Below are 13,503 nucleotides of genomic sequence, written 5' to 3' on the forward strand. Positions count from 1 at the left end.
GCGACCGACCTGGCCGCGTTCGGCGGGTCGACAACCTTTACCTTTCACGGCACCCTCGGCGGGGCGCCGTCCGCCCGCGACGGATCGCGGCCGGGCGACGAACGGCCGGTGGCCACCGCGACCCCCGTCCAGGCTCCCGAGCAGGGAGGCCGGATGGATCTCGTCCGGGCGGTCGTCGAGCAGATCGTCGGCCGGACGCTCGGAGCGGCGGAGATCGACGCGATCGCCGCGTCCGCCCAGCCGATCGCGCTCGCGTTCGACCGTGCCCGCCAGGGCCGGGCCGAGCAGGCCCGCGTGCAGGCCGCCCGCGAGGCGGTCTCCTGGGGCGCGACGCTCGACCTGCGCGAGACCGCGTCGGGCGAGGGCGTCTTCGCGGTCAGCGGCTCGTTCGTCGCCGACGGACGCGAGATCGCGGTCGAGGTCCGGCTGCTCGGCGACGGGACCGCCGGCGTGATGCCGCTGCGGCTCGACGTCGACGTCGACGCGCAGGGCCGCACGACCCGGCTCGGCTTCGCCGGACGCGCCACCGCGTCCGACGGGGCGGCGGGCACCGGCGCGGCGGCGTCCGCGGCCGCGTGGGCGGGCCTGCCGGTCCGCGTGCACGGACCCGACGGACGCATGGACGTCACCACGCTCGCGGACGCGCGCGGAGCGCGCCCGGGCGGCGGCCACCTGGTGGATCTCGTGGCCTAGAGACTTGGCTGCCGGTTGAGGGACCGGTCGGACAGGACCGGGCACGGTGGAGGAGGGTCCACCGGCCCGACGGGAAGGGCGGAGGAGGGTCCGCCCGCCCCACACGGACGGTAGAGCTCGCGGGTGCGGTTGAGGGACCGCCCCGCGAGCCGTCCGTCGCTACGCCGCCTCGGAGATGTTCGCGCGGACCTGCGCGACGACCTCGTCGGGGACCGCGTCCATGCCGTGGTCCTCACGGGCGTGGGCGGCGACCTGGGTCAGGATGCCGTGCTCGTCGTCGGCCTCGAACGTGGCGGTGCAGCCGGGCACCACGGCGCCACAGGAGAACTGCTTCATGTCGGAACGCTCCTCGGGTGGGGAAAGGGGATCGGGGACACCATCGGCAGGTTGGGGCGCGAGCGCAAGTGCGGCATGATGATCGGGCCACTGGGGAGTGATGTAATGGTCAGCATTCGGGCCTTTGAAGCCTGCCGTCCCGGTTCGAGTCCGGGCTCCCCAGCTGACCGCCGGGTCAGCGCCCCGCAGGCACGGAGGGGGGCCTTGGGCGTAGCATCCACCCACGTGAGCGCACCCGTCGTCGTGGTGATGGCCGCCGGGAAGGGCACCCGGATGCGGTCGAAGACGCCGAAGGTCCTGCACGACCTCTGTGGCCGGCCGATGGTGTCGTGGCCGATCGCGGCCGCGCTGCAGGCCGGTGCCGCCCGCGTCGTCGTCGTCGACGGGCCCGACCGCCGCCTCGCCGACCACCTGCCGCCGGGCGTGCAGCACGCCGTGCAGGAGGTCGCCGACGGGACCGGCGGCGCGGTCCTGGCCGCCGCCGACCACCTCGATCCCGACGCCCCCGTCGTCGTGCTCTCCGGCGACGTGCCGCTCGTGCGCCCGGAGGTCGTCGCCGAGCTGGTCGCCGCCCACGCCGCGGCGGGCGCCGCCGCCACGATGGCCACGACCGTCCTGCCGGACGCGACCGGCTACGGCCGCGTCGTCCGCGACGCCGACGGGCGCTTCGAGCGCGTGGTGGAGACGAAGACCGCGGGTGACGCGCTGCCCGAGCACCTCGCCATCCGCGAGATCAACACGGGCATCTTCGTCTTCTCCGGTGCCGCGCTGCTCGACGCGCTCCCCCGGATCGGGACCGACAACGCGCAGGGCGAGAAGTACCTGCCCGAGGCGCTGCCGCTGATCGCCGCGGCGGGCGGCACCGTGCTCGCGCACGTCGTGGAGGACCACGACGTCGTGCTCGGCGTCAACGACCTCGTGGACCTCGACCGCGTCCGCACGATCGCGCAGCGGCGGATCCTCGAGGACCTGATGCGCTCCGGCGTGACGATCGTCGACCCCGGCTCCACGGTCGTCGACGTCGGCGTGACGCTCGGCCGCGACACGCGCGTCGAGCCGTCCTGCGTGCTGCGCGGCGCCACGAGCGCCGGCGAGGACTGCGTCATCGGGCCCGCCACGACGCTCGTGGACGTCACGCTCGGCGACGGCGCGCGCGTCGTCCACTCCTACGCGACCGACTGCACCGTCCACGACGGCGTCAGCGTCGGCCCGTTCGGCTACCTGCGACCTGGCACCGTGCTGCGCGAGAACAGCAAGGTCGGCACGTTCGTCGAGATCAAGAACTCCGACATCGGCCCGGGGGCGAAGGTCCCGCACCTCTCCTACATCGGGGACGCCGACGTGGGGGAGGCCTCGAACCTCGGGGCGGGCACGATCACCGCCAACTACGACGGCACCTCCAAGCACCGCACGACGATCGGCAAGCGGGTGAAGGGGAGCGTCGACACGTCGTTCGTCGCGCCCGTCACCGTCGGGGACGACGCCTGGACGGCGGCCGGCTCCGTGATCACGAAGGACATCCCGCCGGGCGCCCTGGGCGTCGCGCGGGCCCGGCAGACCAACATCGACGGCTTCTCCCAGCGCCAGGACGAAGGAGCGTAGGACCCCATGACGATCCAGCAGACCATGGACCTTGCGGGAAACATCGTGCCCGTCCCCGGCACGCAGCAGGCGCCGGGCCGTAGACTCGCGCCCTCCGTGAGCACGAGCCTGCCGATCGACTACGACAAGAAGCTGATGCTCTTCAGCGGCCGCTCCAACCCGGAGCTCGCCGCGAAGATCGCCGACAAGCTCGGCGTGGACCTCGGTCCCGTCACGCTGAAGACCTTCAGCAACGGCGAGGTCTACTGCCGCTACGAGGAGTCGATCCGCGGCGCGGACGTCTTCATCGTGCAGCCGACCTGCGGCAACCCGGAGACCGGGGTGACCGCCAACGACGCGCTGATGGAGCTGCTGTGCATGATCGACGCGGCCGTCGGCGCGTCCGCGCACCGCGTCATCGCCGTCACCCCGTGGTTCGGCTACAGCCGCCAGGACAAGAAGAGCGCGCCGCGCGAGCCGATCACCGCGCGGCTCGTGGCCCGCATGCTCGAGGCCGCCGGTGCGGACCGCGTCCTGACCATGGACCTGCACGCCGGCCAGGTGCAGGGCTTCTTCAGCGTCCCGGTCGACCACATGACCGCGCTGATGATGCTCAGCAACTACTTCAACGACATGCAGCTGCAGGACCTCGTGGTCGTCGCCCCCGACGCGGGCCGCGTGAAGCTCAACAAGAAGTTCGCGGTGAAGCTCGGCGCCGAGCTCGCGATCCTCGACAAGGAGCGTCCCGCCCAGCAGGTCGCGGAGATCGGCTACGTCATCGGTGACGTGAAGGACAAGACCGCGATCATCCTCGACGACATGATCGACACGGCGGGCACGCTGCGCGCCGCCGGGCAGACCGTGCTCGACGCGGGCGCCTCGCGCGTCTTCGCGGCGGCGACGCACCCGGTGCTGTCGGGCCGCGCGTTCGACAACCTCGCCGAGAGCGGCTTCGAGCAGATCGTCGTCACCGACACGATCCCGCTGCGCGCGGGCGCCCCGGACACGATCCGGGTGCTGAGCTGCGCCGAGCTGCTGACCGACTCGATCCGGCGGATCTTCACCGACGACTCGGTCTCCGAGGTCTTCGGCGGCGAGAACCAGCTGTTCTAGTGACGGCGACCGCCGCAGCGGTCCTCATGGACCGCCTCGGCCTCACCGACGAGGAGCTCTGCACGACGCTCGGCGTCGCGCCGCTGGAGGTCATCGGCGGTGCGCTGGAGCACAAGCCGCAGCTGCCGCTGCTGCTGACGCTGACCGCCGAGGCGGCCGAGCGCGTGCACCCCGACGCGCTGCGGCGCTGGGTCCGCACCGCGGGCCCCGCCGGCCGGCCGCTGGACGCCCTGCTGCGCCAGGACTACGCCGCGTTCGAGGACGCGCTCGAGGCGCTGGGCAGCCGCGGGTTCGTCGTGCGCGCCGCACGCTGAGTTGCAGCCGCGAGCGCGGTCGTGTCCTACCGTGGGGACCCGCCGTGCGTCCGCGCGGCCGCCGTCATGCTCCGCCGTCTGCGCCTGCCATCCCTCGCCGTGCTGCTGCTCGCCCTCGCGGCCGTGGCGATCGTCGTCCCGGCGGGCTCGGCCCAGCAGGACACCGGCCAGCTGCAGCGGGAGATCGAGCAGCGCGAGGCGCGCGAGGCGCAGCTGGGCAGCCAGGCCGAGCGTCTGGGCCGCCTGGAGCGCAAGATCGACCGGCAGGTCGCGCTGCTGCAGGCACGGCTCACCGAGGCGCAGATCGAGCTGAACGGGGCGCAGACCCGCCTCGCGCGCACCCAGGGCCAGGTCAAGGCCGAGCGGGCCCGCGCGCTGCGGCTGCGCAAGCGGCTCGCCCAGGCCCGCAAGGCGCTCGCCGACCACCTCGAGGCGCAGTACAAGGCGGCCCGCCCGGACCTCGTGAGCGTCGTGCTGAACGCCAAGGGGTTCGAGGACCTGCTGGAGCGCAGCGAGTTCCTGCGCCGCGCCCAGGACGCGGGCACCGAGGTCGTGGACGTCATGCGCGACGCGCGCGCCGACGCGAAGGCCGAGGTCCGCCGCCTCGCGCGGCTGGAGCGCCGCCGCGAGGAGGAGGCCGTCGCCGTGCAGCGCCGCCGCGACGCGATCGCCTCGATCGCCTCCGCCGTCGAGCGCCGCCGCGAGGCGGTCGCGCAGGCGCGGGCGGCGCGGCTGGCGCTCAAGCGCTCGAGCGCCCGTGCCCGCACGCGCGCGGCCCGCACGCTGAAGAAGCTGCAGGCCGAGCAGGCGAAGGCGCGCGTGTCCTCCGCCGGTCCGGGCGGCCCGTGGGCGATCCCGTGGGCGATCGTGCAGTGCGAGTCCGGCGGCCAGAACCTGCCGCCCAACGCGGGCGCGCGGGCGTCCGGCTACTACCAGTTCATCCCGTCGACCTGGAAGGGCCTGGGCGGCAGCACGCCGCACGCGTATCTCGCGCCGAAGGCCGAGCAGGACCGGCTGGCCGCGAAGCTCTGGGCCGGCGGTGCGGGCGCCCGCAACTGGGACTGCGCCGCGATCGTCGGCATCCTCTGACCGGCCGCCGCGGCGCCACCGCGGCGAGAGTCAGCGCTTGGACTTCGGGGGCTTCGGGCCCGCCCAGACGCCGGTGAGGTAGTGGAAGGTCCGCACGCCCGCCCGGTCGAACGCCGCGCGCGTGCCCGCGTAGGTCGCGGCCTCGATCGCGGTCGCCGCGATCGCCTTGCCGACGGGGGCGTTCGGCTCGGTCGGACGCGGCGGCCTGCCGTCGCTGGCGTCCTTGTCGAGCGCGGCCCAGATCGCCGTGAAGAGCTTCGCGGCGATCTTCCCCGCGAGGACGCTGAAGACGATGCCGAACGGCTTGTAGAGGAGACGGCCCATGGCCCGGAGCCTACCCGGCGCGCCCGCCGGTCCACCGGGGACTGCGGCGAACCGTCCTGTCGGTCGATAACCATGGGGCAGGCTCGTCGCCAGGATCCGGGACGACGGCACGCATCACCGGAGGAAGGAGTTCCGACATGGACCAGCAGCACGATCCGCACGACGGCGCCGAGGAGCTCCTGCGGCGCGCGCTGATCGACCCGGACACGTCGGCGGCGCTCGCGCTGCGCGTGGACGGCCTGTCACTCGCGGAGGCGCTCACCGTGATCTTCCACGGACGGCTGGATCTCGGCACCGTCCAGACCTACGTCGCGCCCGGTGGCTTCGGCGCCGGCGCCGCGGTCGCGCCGTCGGCGCTGCTGCGCGTGCCGTGCGACCTCGACCTCGCCGACGCCCCGGACGCCGAGGGCGCCCACGACCTCTACGCCGAGCAGGCCCGTGCGCTGCGCGACGCGCTGCTCGCCGCCGACACGGTGCTCGCGCTGTGGAAGGACGCGCTGGAGGCGCTCGCCGACGCCCCGGTCGGGGTCGACCGCTCGATCGAGCTCGGGGTGCGCCTGCCCGCCCACCGGCTGATGCCCGTCGCGCTCGTCGCGCCGGAGCAGCGGCTGACCGTCGTGCCGGTCTGCGGCGCGCGGACGCTGGCCGAGGGACGGCCGCCCCTCGGCATCGCCTGCGCCCAGCAGGACGTCGCGCACGTGTACCCGCTCCCCGACGACCCGGAGCGCTGCCTCGAGGACTTCCGCGAGCGCGCGGCCGACCACGCCCGGCGGCTCGCCGACCAGCTCGAGCACCAGGAGCAGTCCGTGCGCCGGTTCCTGGAGATCTCCGGCGTCGACGACCTGCCCGAGGCCTGCTGACCCGCGGGGACCGCCCGGGCGCGTAGGCTCGCGCCCGATGCGCCGTCCCCGCCCGCTCGTGCTCGTGCTGGTCCTCGTGGCGTTCGTCGCCGTCTCGGTCGGCCTCGCGCGCTTCCTCACCGCCGAGAGCCGCGAGCGCGACGCGCTCGTCGACGTGCTCACCGCGCAGGCGGCGGGCGACCCCGGGGCGATGCTCGACGCGATGGACCCGTCGTGCCGGCGGGCGCCGGCGTGCGTCGCGCAGGTGCGGCGCAACGCGCGCGGCCAGCGCCTGCCGGGCGAGGTGAAGATCATCAACGTGCAGTCGCAGACCGCGTACGCGCTCGGGGCCGCGACGGGGACCACCCGCGTGGTCTGGGCGGTCGTCGACCGCGGGCTGCCGACCGTGCAGTGCGTGGAGATCCGGCGCAAGGGGAGCGCGCTGGCCGGTCGATCGATTAGCGTTCTGCGGGTCAGCGCGCCGATCGACCGCGAGTCGTCGTGTCCCTGACGGCGTCGTCCGCCCGCAACTCGGCGCCGTCTCCCGTGTCCATCAGCCCCGGAACCATGCGCCGAATCCTGTCCGTCCTCACCCTCGCCCTCGTGGCCGCCGCCCCGGCCGCCGCGCAGACCACCGACCCTGCGGTGACGACCCCGCCGGCGCCCGCGCCGACACCGAAGGTCGAGACCCCGAAGAAGGGCGCGCTCTACACGCAGGGCCCGTCCGGGCGCTACCTGCTGGCCGGCACGTGGCTGTTCCGCCTCGACAAGGCCGAGGTCGGGCTGACCCAGGGCTTCCAGCGCCAGACGACGACGGACGGCTGGACGACCACGACCGTGCCGAACGCGTGGAACGCGACCGACGAGTCGGTCGAGTCGATGCAGGGCACCGTCGGCTGGTACCGCAAGGACTTCCGGCTGCCGAGCGCGTCGAAGCGGTTCGGCTACGTCGTGCGCTTCGAGTCCGTGAACTACCGGTCGCGGATCTGGCTCAACGGGCGGCCGATCGGCAAGAACACGGGCGCGTACCTGCCGTTCGAGGTCCGGCTCCCGGCCGGGCTGCTGAAGCGCAGCGGCACGAACCGCCTCGTCGTGCGCGTCGACAACCGCCGCTACCCGACGGACTTCCCGCCCTCCGGCCTGTCGGTCACCGGCAACCCCACGGGCGGCTGGTGGAACTACGGCGGCCTGCTGCGCGAGGTGTACCTGCGCCAGGTCGACCGGATCGACTTCTCGACCGTGCAGGTCCGCCCGGTGCTTGCCTGCGCGACCTGCGCGGCGGACGTCCAGTACAAGGTCGTCGTCCGCAACGACAGCACCTCGGCCGCGCGCGTGCGCGTCACGAGCCGCTTCGGCGCGCGGGCGGTGAACCTCGGCACGCAGCTGGTCGGACCGAAGAAGTTCGCGGCGTTCACGCGCACGATCCGGATCGCCCGGCCGCGCCTGTGGTCGCCGTCCAGCCCGACGCTCTACGACGCGCCGATCACCGTGCGCGTCGGCAAGCGCACGGTCGCGCGCTACGCGCTGCGCACCGGCGTGCGCTCGATCAAGGTCGTCGGTGGCCGCTGGCTGCTGAACGGGCGGCCGCTGAACTTCCGCGGCGTCGGCCTGCACGAGGACTCCAAGGACCGCGGCTTCGCGATCGACGACGCCGACCGCCGGCGGATCGTCGCCGAGACGAAGGAGCTCGGCGCGACGGTCATGCGCTCGCACTACCCGCTGCACCCGCGGATGCACGAGCTCGCCGACGAGCAGGGCCTGATGATCTGGTCGGAGATCCCCGTCTACGCGGTGAAGACCGAGCACCTCGCCAAGAAGGTCGTGCGCGAGCTGGCTGCGCGCGAGCTCGAGTCGAACATCCTCACCAACCAGAACCACCCGTCGGTGATCGTCTGGTCGGTCGGCAACGAGCTCAGCTCGCGACCCGGCCAGGTGCAGGGCTTCTACCTCGCCAACGCGGCGCGGCGCGCGAAGGCGCTCGACCCGACCCGACCGGTCGGCTACGCGGTCGCCGGCTATCCGGCGGCGGGCTGCCAGCCCGAGTACGCCCCGCTCGACGTCATCGGGGTGAACGAGTACTTCGGCTGGTACCCCGGCCCCAACGGGCAGATCGCCGACCGCACGCTCCTCTCCCAGTACCTCGACTCGGTGCACCAGTGCTACCCCGAGAAGGCGGTGCTCGTGAGCGAGTTCGGCGCCGAGGCGAACCGCAGCGGCCCGGTCGAGGAGAAGGGCACGTTCGAGTTCCAGTCGGACTTCGTGAACTACCACCTCGGCGTGTACGCGACGAAGCCGTGGCTGGCGGGCGCGATCTACTGGGCGCTGGAGGAGTTCCGCGTGCGGCCGAACTGGGACGGCGGCAACCCGCGGCCCAACTCGCCGATCCACGAGAAGGGCCTGATCTCCTTCAGCGGCGTGCGCAAGCCGGCGTTCTTCGACGTCCAGCGCCTGTTCCGCGCGACGAAGCAGATCGGCGCGCCGACCGGCGGTCGCTGACGGCGGGCGGTCCCGGGCTCCCGGGACCGCAACGCGCCGGACGCGGCCCGTCCGCTACCCTTCCTCGCCGCTGTTGGGCCCGCCTGCGCGTGCCCGGACCCGACCGAGATCGACGATCATGGCCAAGACCGAAGCAACCAAGCTCGACGTTTCCTCCCGCACCCCGGGGCACTCCCGCGAGACGCGCCGTCTGCGTCGCGAGGGGCTCGTGCCCGGCGTCGTCTACGGCGGCGGCGAGGACCCCGTCTCCTTCCAGATCGGTGCCCGCGACCTGCGCCTGGCGCTCGCGACCACCGGCGCGGTCTTCGAGGTCGTCGTCGACGGCGGCTCCGCGGTCCCGGCGATCCTCAAGGACGCCCAGCGCCACCCGGTCCGCGGCGAGATCATGCACGTCGACTTCCTGCGCGTCGACCTCAACAAGCCGATCCAGGCGCCGGTGCTCGTCGAGCTCGTCGGTGGCGACGACGCCCCCGGCGTGGTCGAGGGCGGCATCCTGACCCAGGTCGTCTCGGAGCTCAACGTCGAGGCGCGCCCGGCGGACATCCCGGACGTCATCACCGTCGACGTGTCGGCGATGGTCGAGGGCGACACGCTGCTGCTGTCGGCGATCGAGGCGCCCGCGGGCGTCACGCTGCTCGACGATCCCGAGGAGACCGTCCTGGCGACCATCGTCGCGCCGGCCGTCGTCGAGACCGACGACGAGATCGAGGGCGAGACCGAGGTCATCGGCGAGGGCGGCGACGACGCCGAGGGGTCCGAGGAGGACGGCGAGGACGCCGGCTCCGAGGACGGCGGCGACGACGCCGGCGAGTAGTCGGCGGTGCGCCTGCGCGGCGCATCGTCCACGCCGGTCGACTGGCTCATCGTCGCCCTGGGCAACCCGGGCGACCGCTACGCCCGGACCCCGCACAACGTGGGGTTCGAGGTCGCCGAGCACCTGATCGAGCGCTGGGGGCTGTCGAAGCCCAAGGCGAAGTTCTCCGGCCTGTACACCGACGGCCGGGTCGGGACGCCGGGCGGGGTGACCGCCCGGGTCGGCCTGCTGCTGCCGCAGACGTACATGAACGAGTCGGGGCGCGCTGCGGGCCCGGCGCGCGGCGCGCTGAAGGTCGAGCTCGATCGCGTGCTCGTGCTGCACGACGAGATCGACCTGCGCTTCGGGGACGTCCGCTCCCGCTTCGGCGGCGGGCTGGCGGGGCACAACGGGCTGAAGTCGCTGAAGGCGCACTTCGGCTCCCCGGACTTCCATCGCGTGCGGATCGGCGTCGGCCGGCCGGACTCGACGGACCCCGACATCGTCGCGGGCTACGTGCTGGGGCGGTGGAAGCAGACCGCCCGGGAGGTCGAGGAGCTCGTGTACGAGGCCGCCGACCAGGCCGAGCGGCTGATCCTCGCCCCACCGCCCGACGAGCAAGAACAGACAAGCGTTTGAAATAACGTACAAGGCGCGCTAGGCTGCTCCCATGACCAATCGAGCATGGGACGGGACGAGCTACGACCGCATCAGCGCGCCGATGGAGGTCATGGGCCTCAAGGTCCTCGAGCGCCTCGAGCTCCGCGGCGACGAGACCGTCGTCGACGCGGGCTGCGGCAGCGGTCGCGTGACGCAGGCGCTCATCGCGCAGCTGCCCGACGGCCACGTCGTCGGCGTCGACGGGTCGGCGGACATGATCGAGGCCGCCCGCACCCGCCTCGGTCCGCAGTCCGACCTCCGCGTCCAGGACCTGCTGCAGCTCGACGTCGCCGACGTCGGCCCGGTCGACGCGATCCTCTCGACCGCGACCTTCCACTGGATCAGCGACCACGACGCGCTGTTCCGCGCGCTGCGCGCCCAGCTGAAGCCCGGCGGCGTGCTCGTCGCGCAGTGCGGCGGCGCCGGCAACATGTCGCACGTGCACGCCGCCGCGCACGCCGTGGGGGAGATGCCGCCGTTCGCGCAGTACCTCGACGGCTGGGACGACCCGACGAACTTCTACGGGCCCGAGGAGACCGAGGAGCGGCTGCTGGCGGCGGGCTTCTCCGACGCGCGCTGCTGGCTCGTCCCGCAGCCGGTGCGGCCGCCGGACCCGGTCGAGTACCTCTCGACGATCGTGCTCGGCGCGTTCCTGCAGCGGATGCCGCAGGAGCTGCGGCGGCCGTTCGTCGAGTCGACGATCGCCGGGCTCGGCGAGCCGGTCACGCTCGACTACGTGCGGCTGAACATCGACGCCACCGCGTAGCACTTCACGCCGCCTTCACCACGCGGTCACGCCGATCGGCGAGACTCCGGTGCATGGCCGCGTTCCGCCCCGACGACCCCGCGCTGACCCGTCGCGAGCTGCTGCTCGCCGGGGGCGCGGCGGCGACCACCACGATCGCGCTCGGCGCGCTGAACCCGGCGCAGACCGCGGCCGCCAAGCGGCTCGCGCGCGAGGCGGCGCTCCCCGCCGGCACGTTCCCCTCCGGCGTCGCCTCCGGGCAGCCGTTCGAGCACGGCATCACGCTCTGGACCCGGGTCGGCGACGTCGAGCGCTCCGGCCGCCTGCGGCTGGAGATCGCGCGCGACGCCGACTTCGCGCGCGTCGTGCACCGCCAGGACGTCCGTGCCGCCGCGGTGCGCGACCACACCGCGCGCGCCCGCGTCCTGCAGCCACGGGTCCTGGAGCCCGGCGAGCAGTACTTCTACCGCTTCGCCACCCGGTCCACGAGCAGCCCGGTCGGCCGCTTCCGCACCGCGCTGCCCGCCGACAGCCGCGAGCCCGTCCGGATCGGGTTCTTCTCGTGCCAGAACTGGCGGGCCGGCTACTACAACGCGCACGCCGGCCTGGCGGCCGAGCCCGACCTCGACCTCGTCGTCAGCCTCGGCGACTACATGTACGAGACCTGCGGCGCCTCCGCGGTCCCCGGCCGGGACGACCGCACGAGCTCGGGCGAGAACAACCAGACCGAGACGCTCGCCGACTACCGCGCGAAGTACCGGCTCTACCGCTCGGACCCCAACCTCCAGGCCGTCCACGCCAACCACCCGTTCGTGGCGATCTGGGACGACCACGAGTTCGAGAACGACCAGGAGGGACCCAAGGGGGAGGGGACGACCGCGGTGCGGCGCATCCCCTACGCCGAGCGGCGCCGCAACGCCTACCTGGGCTTCTTCGAGAACATGCCGCTGCAGCGGATCGGCTCCGACCGCGACCGGATCTACCGCAAGCTGCGGCTCGGCGCCAACGCCGACCTGTTCCTGCTCGACACGCGCACCTACCGGGAGCCGGACAACTCGACGATCCTCGGCGCCGCGCAGAAGCAGTGGCTGAAGGCGGGACTCGAGCGCTCCCGCGCGGCCTGGAAGGTGCTCGGCAACCAGGTCATGCTCATGTCCCTGGACGTCCCGACCGGCAACCCGGTCAACCCCGACGCCTGGGACGGCTACGAGGCCGAGCGGCGCGAGGTCGTCCAGCACGTCCTCGACAAGGGCATCCGCGACGTCACCGTCATCACCGGGGACATCCACACGTTCTTCGCCGGGACGGTCACGACCACCGGTCGCACCGGCGGGCGGCCCGGGATGACCGAGTTCGTCGGCGGCTCGATCACCAGCGACAGCCTCGACGGCGACCTCGGCGGCGAGGACGCCCGCCCGATCACCGAGCCCGTGTTCCAGGCCGCGCAGCTGCTGAACCCCCACTACGCGTTCGCGAACTTCAACCGGCGCGGCTACGGCGTCATGGAGTGCCGTCCCGGCGAGCTGACGGTCGACTTCAAGGCCGTCGACTCGGTGCGCCGGCGCGACCGCCCGGTCACGACGCTCGCGAGCTTCCGCGTCGAGGCGGGCTCGACCGCGGTCCAGCGCACGCGCTGAGCCGGGTCGAGAGCCCGCCCGGACAGGCGACCGCTAGGCGATCGCGATGGTGTTGACGTCCGGGTCCTTCGGGGTCCGGGCCGCCACCTCGTCGTAGTTGTAGGCGGTGCCCGGCACGCTGCCCGGCTTGCCGAAGCCGAAGCCGACCGACTCGAGCGTGGCGACCGCGTCGAGGATCCGGAAGAAGCCCGGCTTGCCCGTCGTCGGCAGGCCCGGGACGTCCTCGCGCTGGCTGAACTTCGCGTAGACGCGGTCGTTGCCCAGCCGGCCCAGCGACTGGAGCGCGAGCGCGCGGTGCACGGCCTCGGTGGCCATGATCTCCGCGGTGTAGCGGGCGAACTTCGAGCCCGAGAGCGTCCCCTGTCGCGCGAACACCGTCGTCGCCAGGAGGTACGCGTTGATGAACACCTGGTCGCCGACGACCAGCGCGCCGAGCAGGTTCTCCGGGGAGGCGAAGATCGAGTCCGGGACGTAGATCGTCTTCGTGACCTCCTTGCCGCCGACGGCGGAGGAGGTGAGCAGCTCGTAGTGGTTCTTCTCCTGCTGCGCGGCCGCGGCCACGTTGCGCCGCGTCGTCGCGTCCATGCGCGAGCCGAGCTTCTCGACGCCGACCGTGTTGACGATCGTCGCGAGCACCTCGGCGGTCGCGGCGACGGCCGCGATCGTCTCGATGTTGTTGGCCTCGCCGGTGCGGACCGCGGCGTCGGCGTCGCGGCTGGTCGCGAAGCCGAGCAGGCCCATCGTGCCCATCGCGGCCGCCGTGCCCTTGACGAGCTGGCGGCGCGTGGAGGCCGGCAGCTCGCGGTTCTGGCGGTCGATCGTGTCGAAGAGGTGGGTGTTGACGTCCGACATGGGGTGTCCTTCCTGGTGGGGATCTCCCCGC

Annotated in this window: 15 protein-coding genes and 1 tRNA gene; 13 read left to right on the top strand and 3 right to left on the bottom strand. The window is 73.2% G+C overall.

What is annotated here, in order from left to right; all coding sequences use genetic code 11:
• Window positions 1-108 precede the first annotated feature (108 nt).
• On the top strand, window positions 109-693 hold the full coding sequence (locus C7Y72_RS11350) for a hypothetical protein (RefSeq protein ID WP_146175339.1): 585 nt from the start codon (window positions 109-111) through the stop codon (window positions 691-693).
• Window positions 694-852: 159 nt separating this feature from the next.
• Here C7Y72_RS11350 and C7Y72_RS11355 read toward each other — a convergent pair whose 3' ends face one another.
• Window positions 853-1,029: a DUF1059 domain-containing protein gene (locus C7Y72_RS11355; RefSeq protein ID WP_107568836.1), complete on the bottom strand. Its 177-nt coding sequence runs from the start codon at window positions 1,027-1,029 to the stop codon at window positions 853-855.
• A 91-nt stretch (window positions 1,030-1,120) separates the two neighbouring features.
• Here C7Y72_RS11355 and C7Y72_RS11365 point away from each other — a divergent pair.
• The 5 genes from C7Y72_RS11365 (at window position 1,121) to C7Y72_RS11385 (ending at window position 5,126) form a co-directional block, all read left to right on the top strand.
• Window positions 1,121-1,192: transfer RNA gene (locus C7Y72_RS11365), tRNA-Gln, on the top strand.
• A gap of 62 nt (window positions 1,193-1,254) precedes the next feature.
• Entirely contained in the window at window positions 1,255-2,631 is a 1,377-nt protein-coding gene (glmU, locus tag C7Y72_RS11370) for a bifunctional UDP-N-acetylglucosamine diphosphorylase/glucosamine-1-phosphate N-acetyltransferase GlmU (protein WP_107568838.1), read from the top strand.
• Between the two features lie 114 nt (window positions 2,632-2,745).
• Window positions 2,746-3,723, top strand: a complete 978-nt coding sequence (locus C7Y72_RS11375; protein WP_107569766.1) for a ribose-phosphate diphosphokinase — start codon at window positions 2,746-2,748, stop codon at window positions 3,721-3,723.
• Window positions 3,723-4,037 carry a hypothetical protein gene (locus C7Y72_RS11380; RefSeq protein ID WP_233243811.1) on the top strand — a complete coding sequence of 105 codons (315 nt, stop codon included), beginning with the start codon at window positions 3,723-3,725 and terminating at the stop codon, window positions 4,035-4,037. Before C7Y72_RS11375 ends, C7Y72_RS11380 begins: the two co-directional genes overlap by 1 nt.
• 66 nt (window positions 4,038-4,103) lie before the next feature.
• Complete coding sequence (locus C7Y72_RS11385) at window positions 4,104-5,126, top strand: transglycosylase family protein (protein ID WP_146175340.1); 1,023 nt, start codon at window positions 4,104-4,106, stop codon at window positions 5,124-5,126.
• 30 nt (window positions 5,127-5,156) lie between these two features.
• Here the strand turns inward: C7Y72_RS11385 and C7Y72_RS11390 are convergent, their stop codons facing one another.
• Window positions 5,157-5,450: a DUF4235 domain-containing protein gene (locus tag C7Y72_RS11390; protein WP_107568840.1), complete on the bottom strand. Its 294-nt coding sequence runs from the start codon at window positions 5,448-5,450 to the stop codon at window positions 5,157-5,159.
• Between the two features lie 137 nt (window positions 5,451-5,587).
• Between C7Y72_RS11390 and C7Y72_RS11395 the strand changes: the two genes are divergently transcribed.
• The 7 genes from C7Y72_RS11395 (at window position 5,588) to C7Y72_RS11425 (ending at window position 12,620) form a co-directional block, all read left to right on the top strand.
• Window positions 5,588-6,310, top strand: a complete 723-nt coding sequence (locus C7Y72_RS11395) for a hypothetical protein (protein ID WP_107568841.1) — start codon at window positions 5,588-5,590, stop codon at window positions 6,308-6,310.
• Between the two features lie 37 nt (window positions 6,311-6,347).
• A complete protein-coding gene (locus C7Y72_RS11400; protein ID WP_107568842.1) occupies window positions 6,348-6,800 on the top strand; it encodes a hypothetical protein in 453 nt (150 codons plus the stop codon).
• A gap of 56 nt (window positions 6,801-6,856) precedes the next feature.
• Window positions 6,857-8,785: a glycoside hydrolase family 2 protein gene (locus C7Y72_RS11405; RefSeq protein ID WP_107568843.1), complete on the top strand. Its 1,929-nt coding sequence runs from the start codon at window positions 6,857-6,859 to the stop codon at window positions 8,783-8,785.
• 118 nt (window positions 8,786-8,903) lie between these two features.
• Window positions 8,904-9,599 carry a 50S ribosomal protein L25 gene (locus C7Y72_RS11410; RefSeq protein ID WP_107568844.1) on the top strand — a complete coding sequence of 232 codons (696 nt, stop codon included), beginning with the start codon at window positions 8,904-8,906 and terminating at the stop codon, window positions 9,597-9,599.
• A 6-nt stretch (window positions 9,600-9,605) separates the two neighbouring features.
• Window positions 9,606-10,217, top strand: a complete 612-nt coding sequence (gene pth / locus C7Y72_RS11415; RefSeq protein WP_107568845.1) for an aminoacyl-tRNA hydrolase — start codon at window positions 9,606-9,608, stop codon at window positions 10,215-10,217.
• Window positions 10,218-10,248: 31 nt separating this feature from the next.
• Window positions 10,249-11,004, top strand: coding sequence for a class I SAM-dependent methyltransferase (locus tag C7Y72_RS11420; RefSeq protein WP_107568846.1), 756 nt, complete (start codon window positions 10,249-10,251; stop codon window positions 11,002-11,004).
• Window positions 11,005-11,057: 53 nt separating this feature from the next.
• Window positions 11,058-12,620 carry an alkaline phosphatase D family protein gene (locus C7Y72_RS11425; protein ID WP_107568847.1) on the top strand — a complete coding sequence of 521 codons (1,563 nt, stop codon included), beginning with the start codon at window positions 11,058-11,060 and terminating at the stop codon, window positions 12,618-12,620.
• A gap of 33 nt (window positions 12,621-12,653) precedes the next feature.
• Here C7Y72_RS11425 and C7Y72_RS11430 read toward each other — a convergent pair whose 3' ends face one another.
• Window positions 12,654-13,472, bottom strand: coding sequence for a ferritin-like domain-containing protein (locus tag C7Y72_RS11430; RefSeq protein ID WP_107568848.1), 819 nt, complete (start codon window positions 13,470-13,472; stop codon window positions 12,654-12,656).
• Window positions 13,473-13,503: the final 31 nt, after the last annotated feature.

Source organism: Paraconexibacter algicola (assembly GCF_003044185.1).
GTDB lineage: Bacteria > Actinomycetota > Thermoleophilia > Solirubrobacterales > Solirubrobacteraceae > Paraconexibacter > Paraconexibacter algicola.

Bases quoted from the DNA above. Each gene is read 5' to 3' on its own strand.
- C7Y72_RS11385 (WP_146175340.1), top strand. From the start codon at position 4,104: ATGCTCCGCCGTCTGCGCCTGCCATCCCTCGCCGTGCTGCTGCTCGCC.
- C7Y72_RS11390 (WP_107568840.1), bottom strand. From the start codon at position 5,450: ATGGGCCGTCTCCTCTACAAGCCGTTCGGCATCGTCTTCAGCGTCCTC.
- C7Y72_RS11395 (WP_107568841.1), top strand. From the start codon at position 5,588: ATGGACCAGCAGCACGATCCGCACGACGGCGCCGAGGAGCTCCTGCGG.
- C7Y72_RS11405 (WP_107568843.1), top strand. From the start codon at position 6,857: ATGCGCCGAATCCTGTCCGTCCTCACCCTCGCCCTCGTGGCCGCCGCC.
- C7Y72_RS11430 (WP_107568848.1), bottom strand. From the start codon at position 13,472: ATGTCGGACGTCAACACCCACCTCTTCGACACGATCGACCGCCAGAAC.
- C7Y72_RS11400 (WP_107568842.1), top strand. From the start codon at position 6,348: ATGCGCCGTCCCCGCCCGCTCGTGCTCGTGCTGGTCCTCGTGGCGTTC.
- C7Y72_RS11425 (WP_107568847.1), top strand. From the start codon at position 11,058: ATGGCCGCGTTCCGCCCCGACGACCCCGCGCTGACCCGTCGCGAGCTG.
- C7Y72_RS11355 (WP_107568836.1), bottom strand. From the start codon at position 1,029: ATGAAGCAGTTCTCCTGTGGCGCCGTGGTGCCCGGCTGCACCGCCACG.
- C7Y72_RS11420 (WP_107568846.1), top strand. From the start codon at position 10,249: ATGACCAATCGAGCATGGGACGGGACGAGCTACGACCGCATCAGCGCG.
- C7Y72_RS11410 (WP_107568844.1), top strand. From the start codon at position 8,904: ATGGCCAAGACCGAAGCAACCAAGCTCGACGTTTCCTCCCGCACCCCG.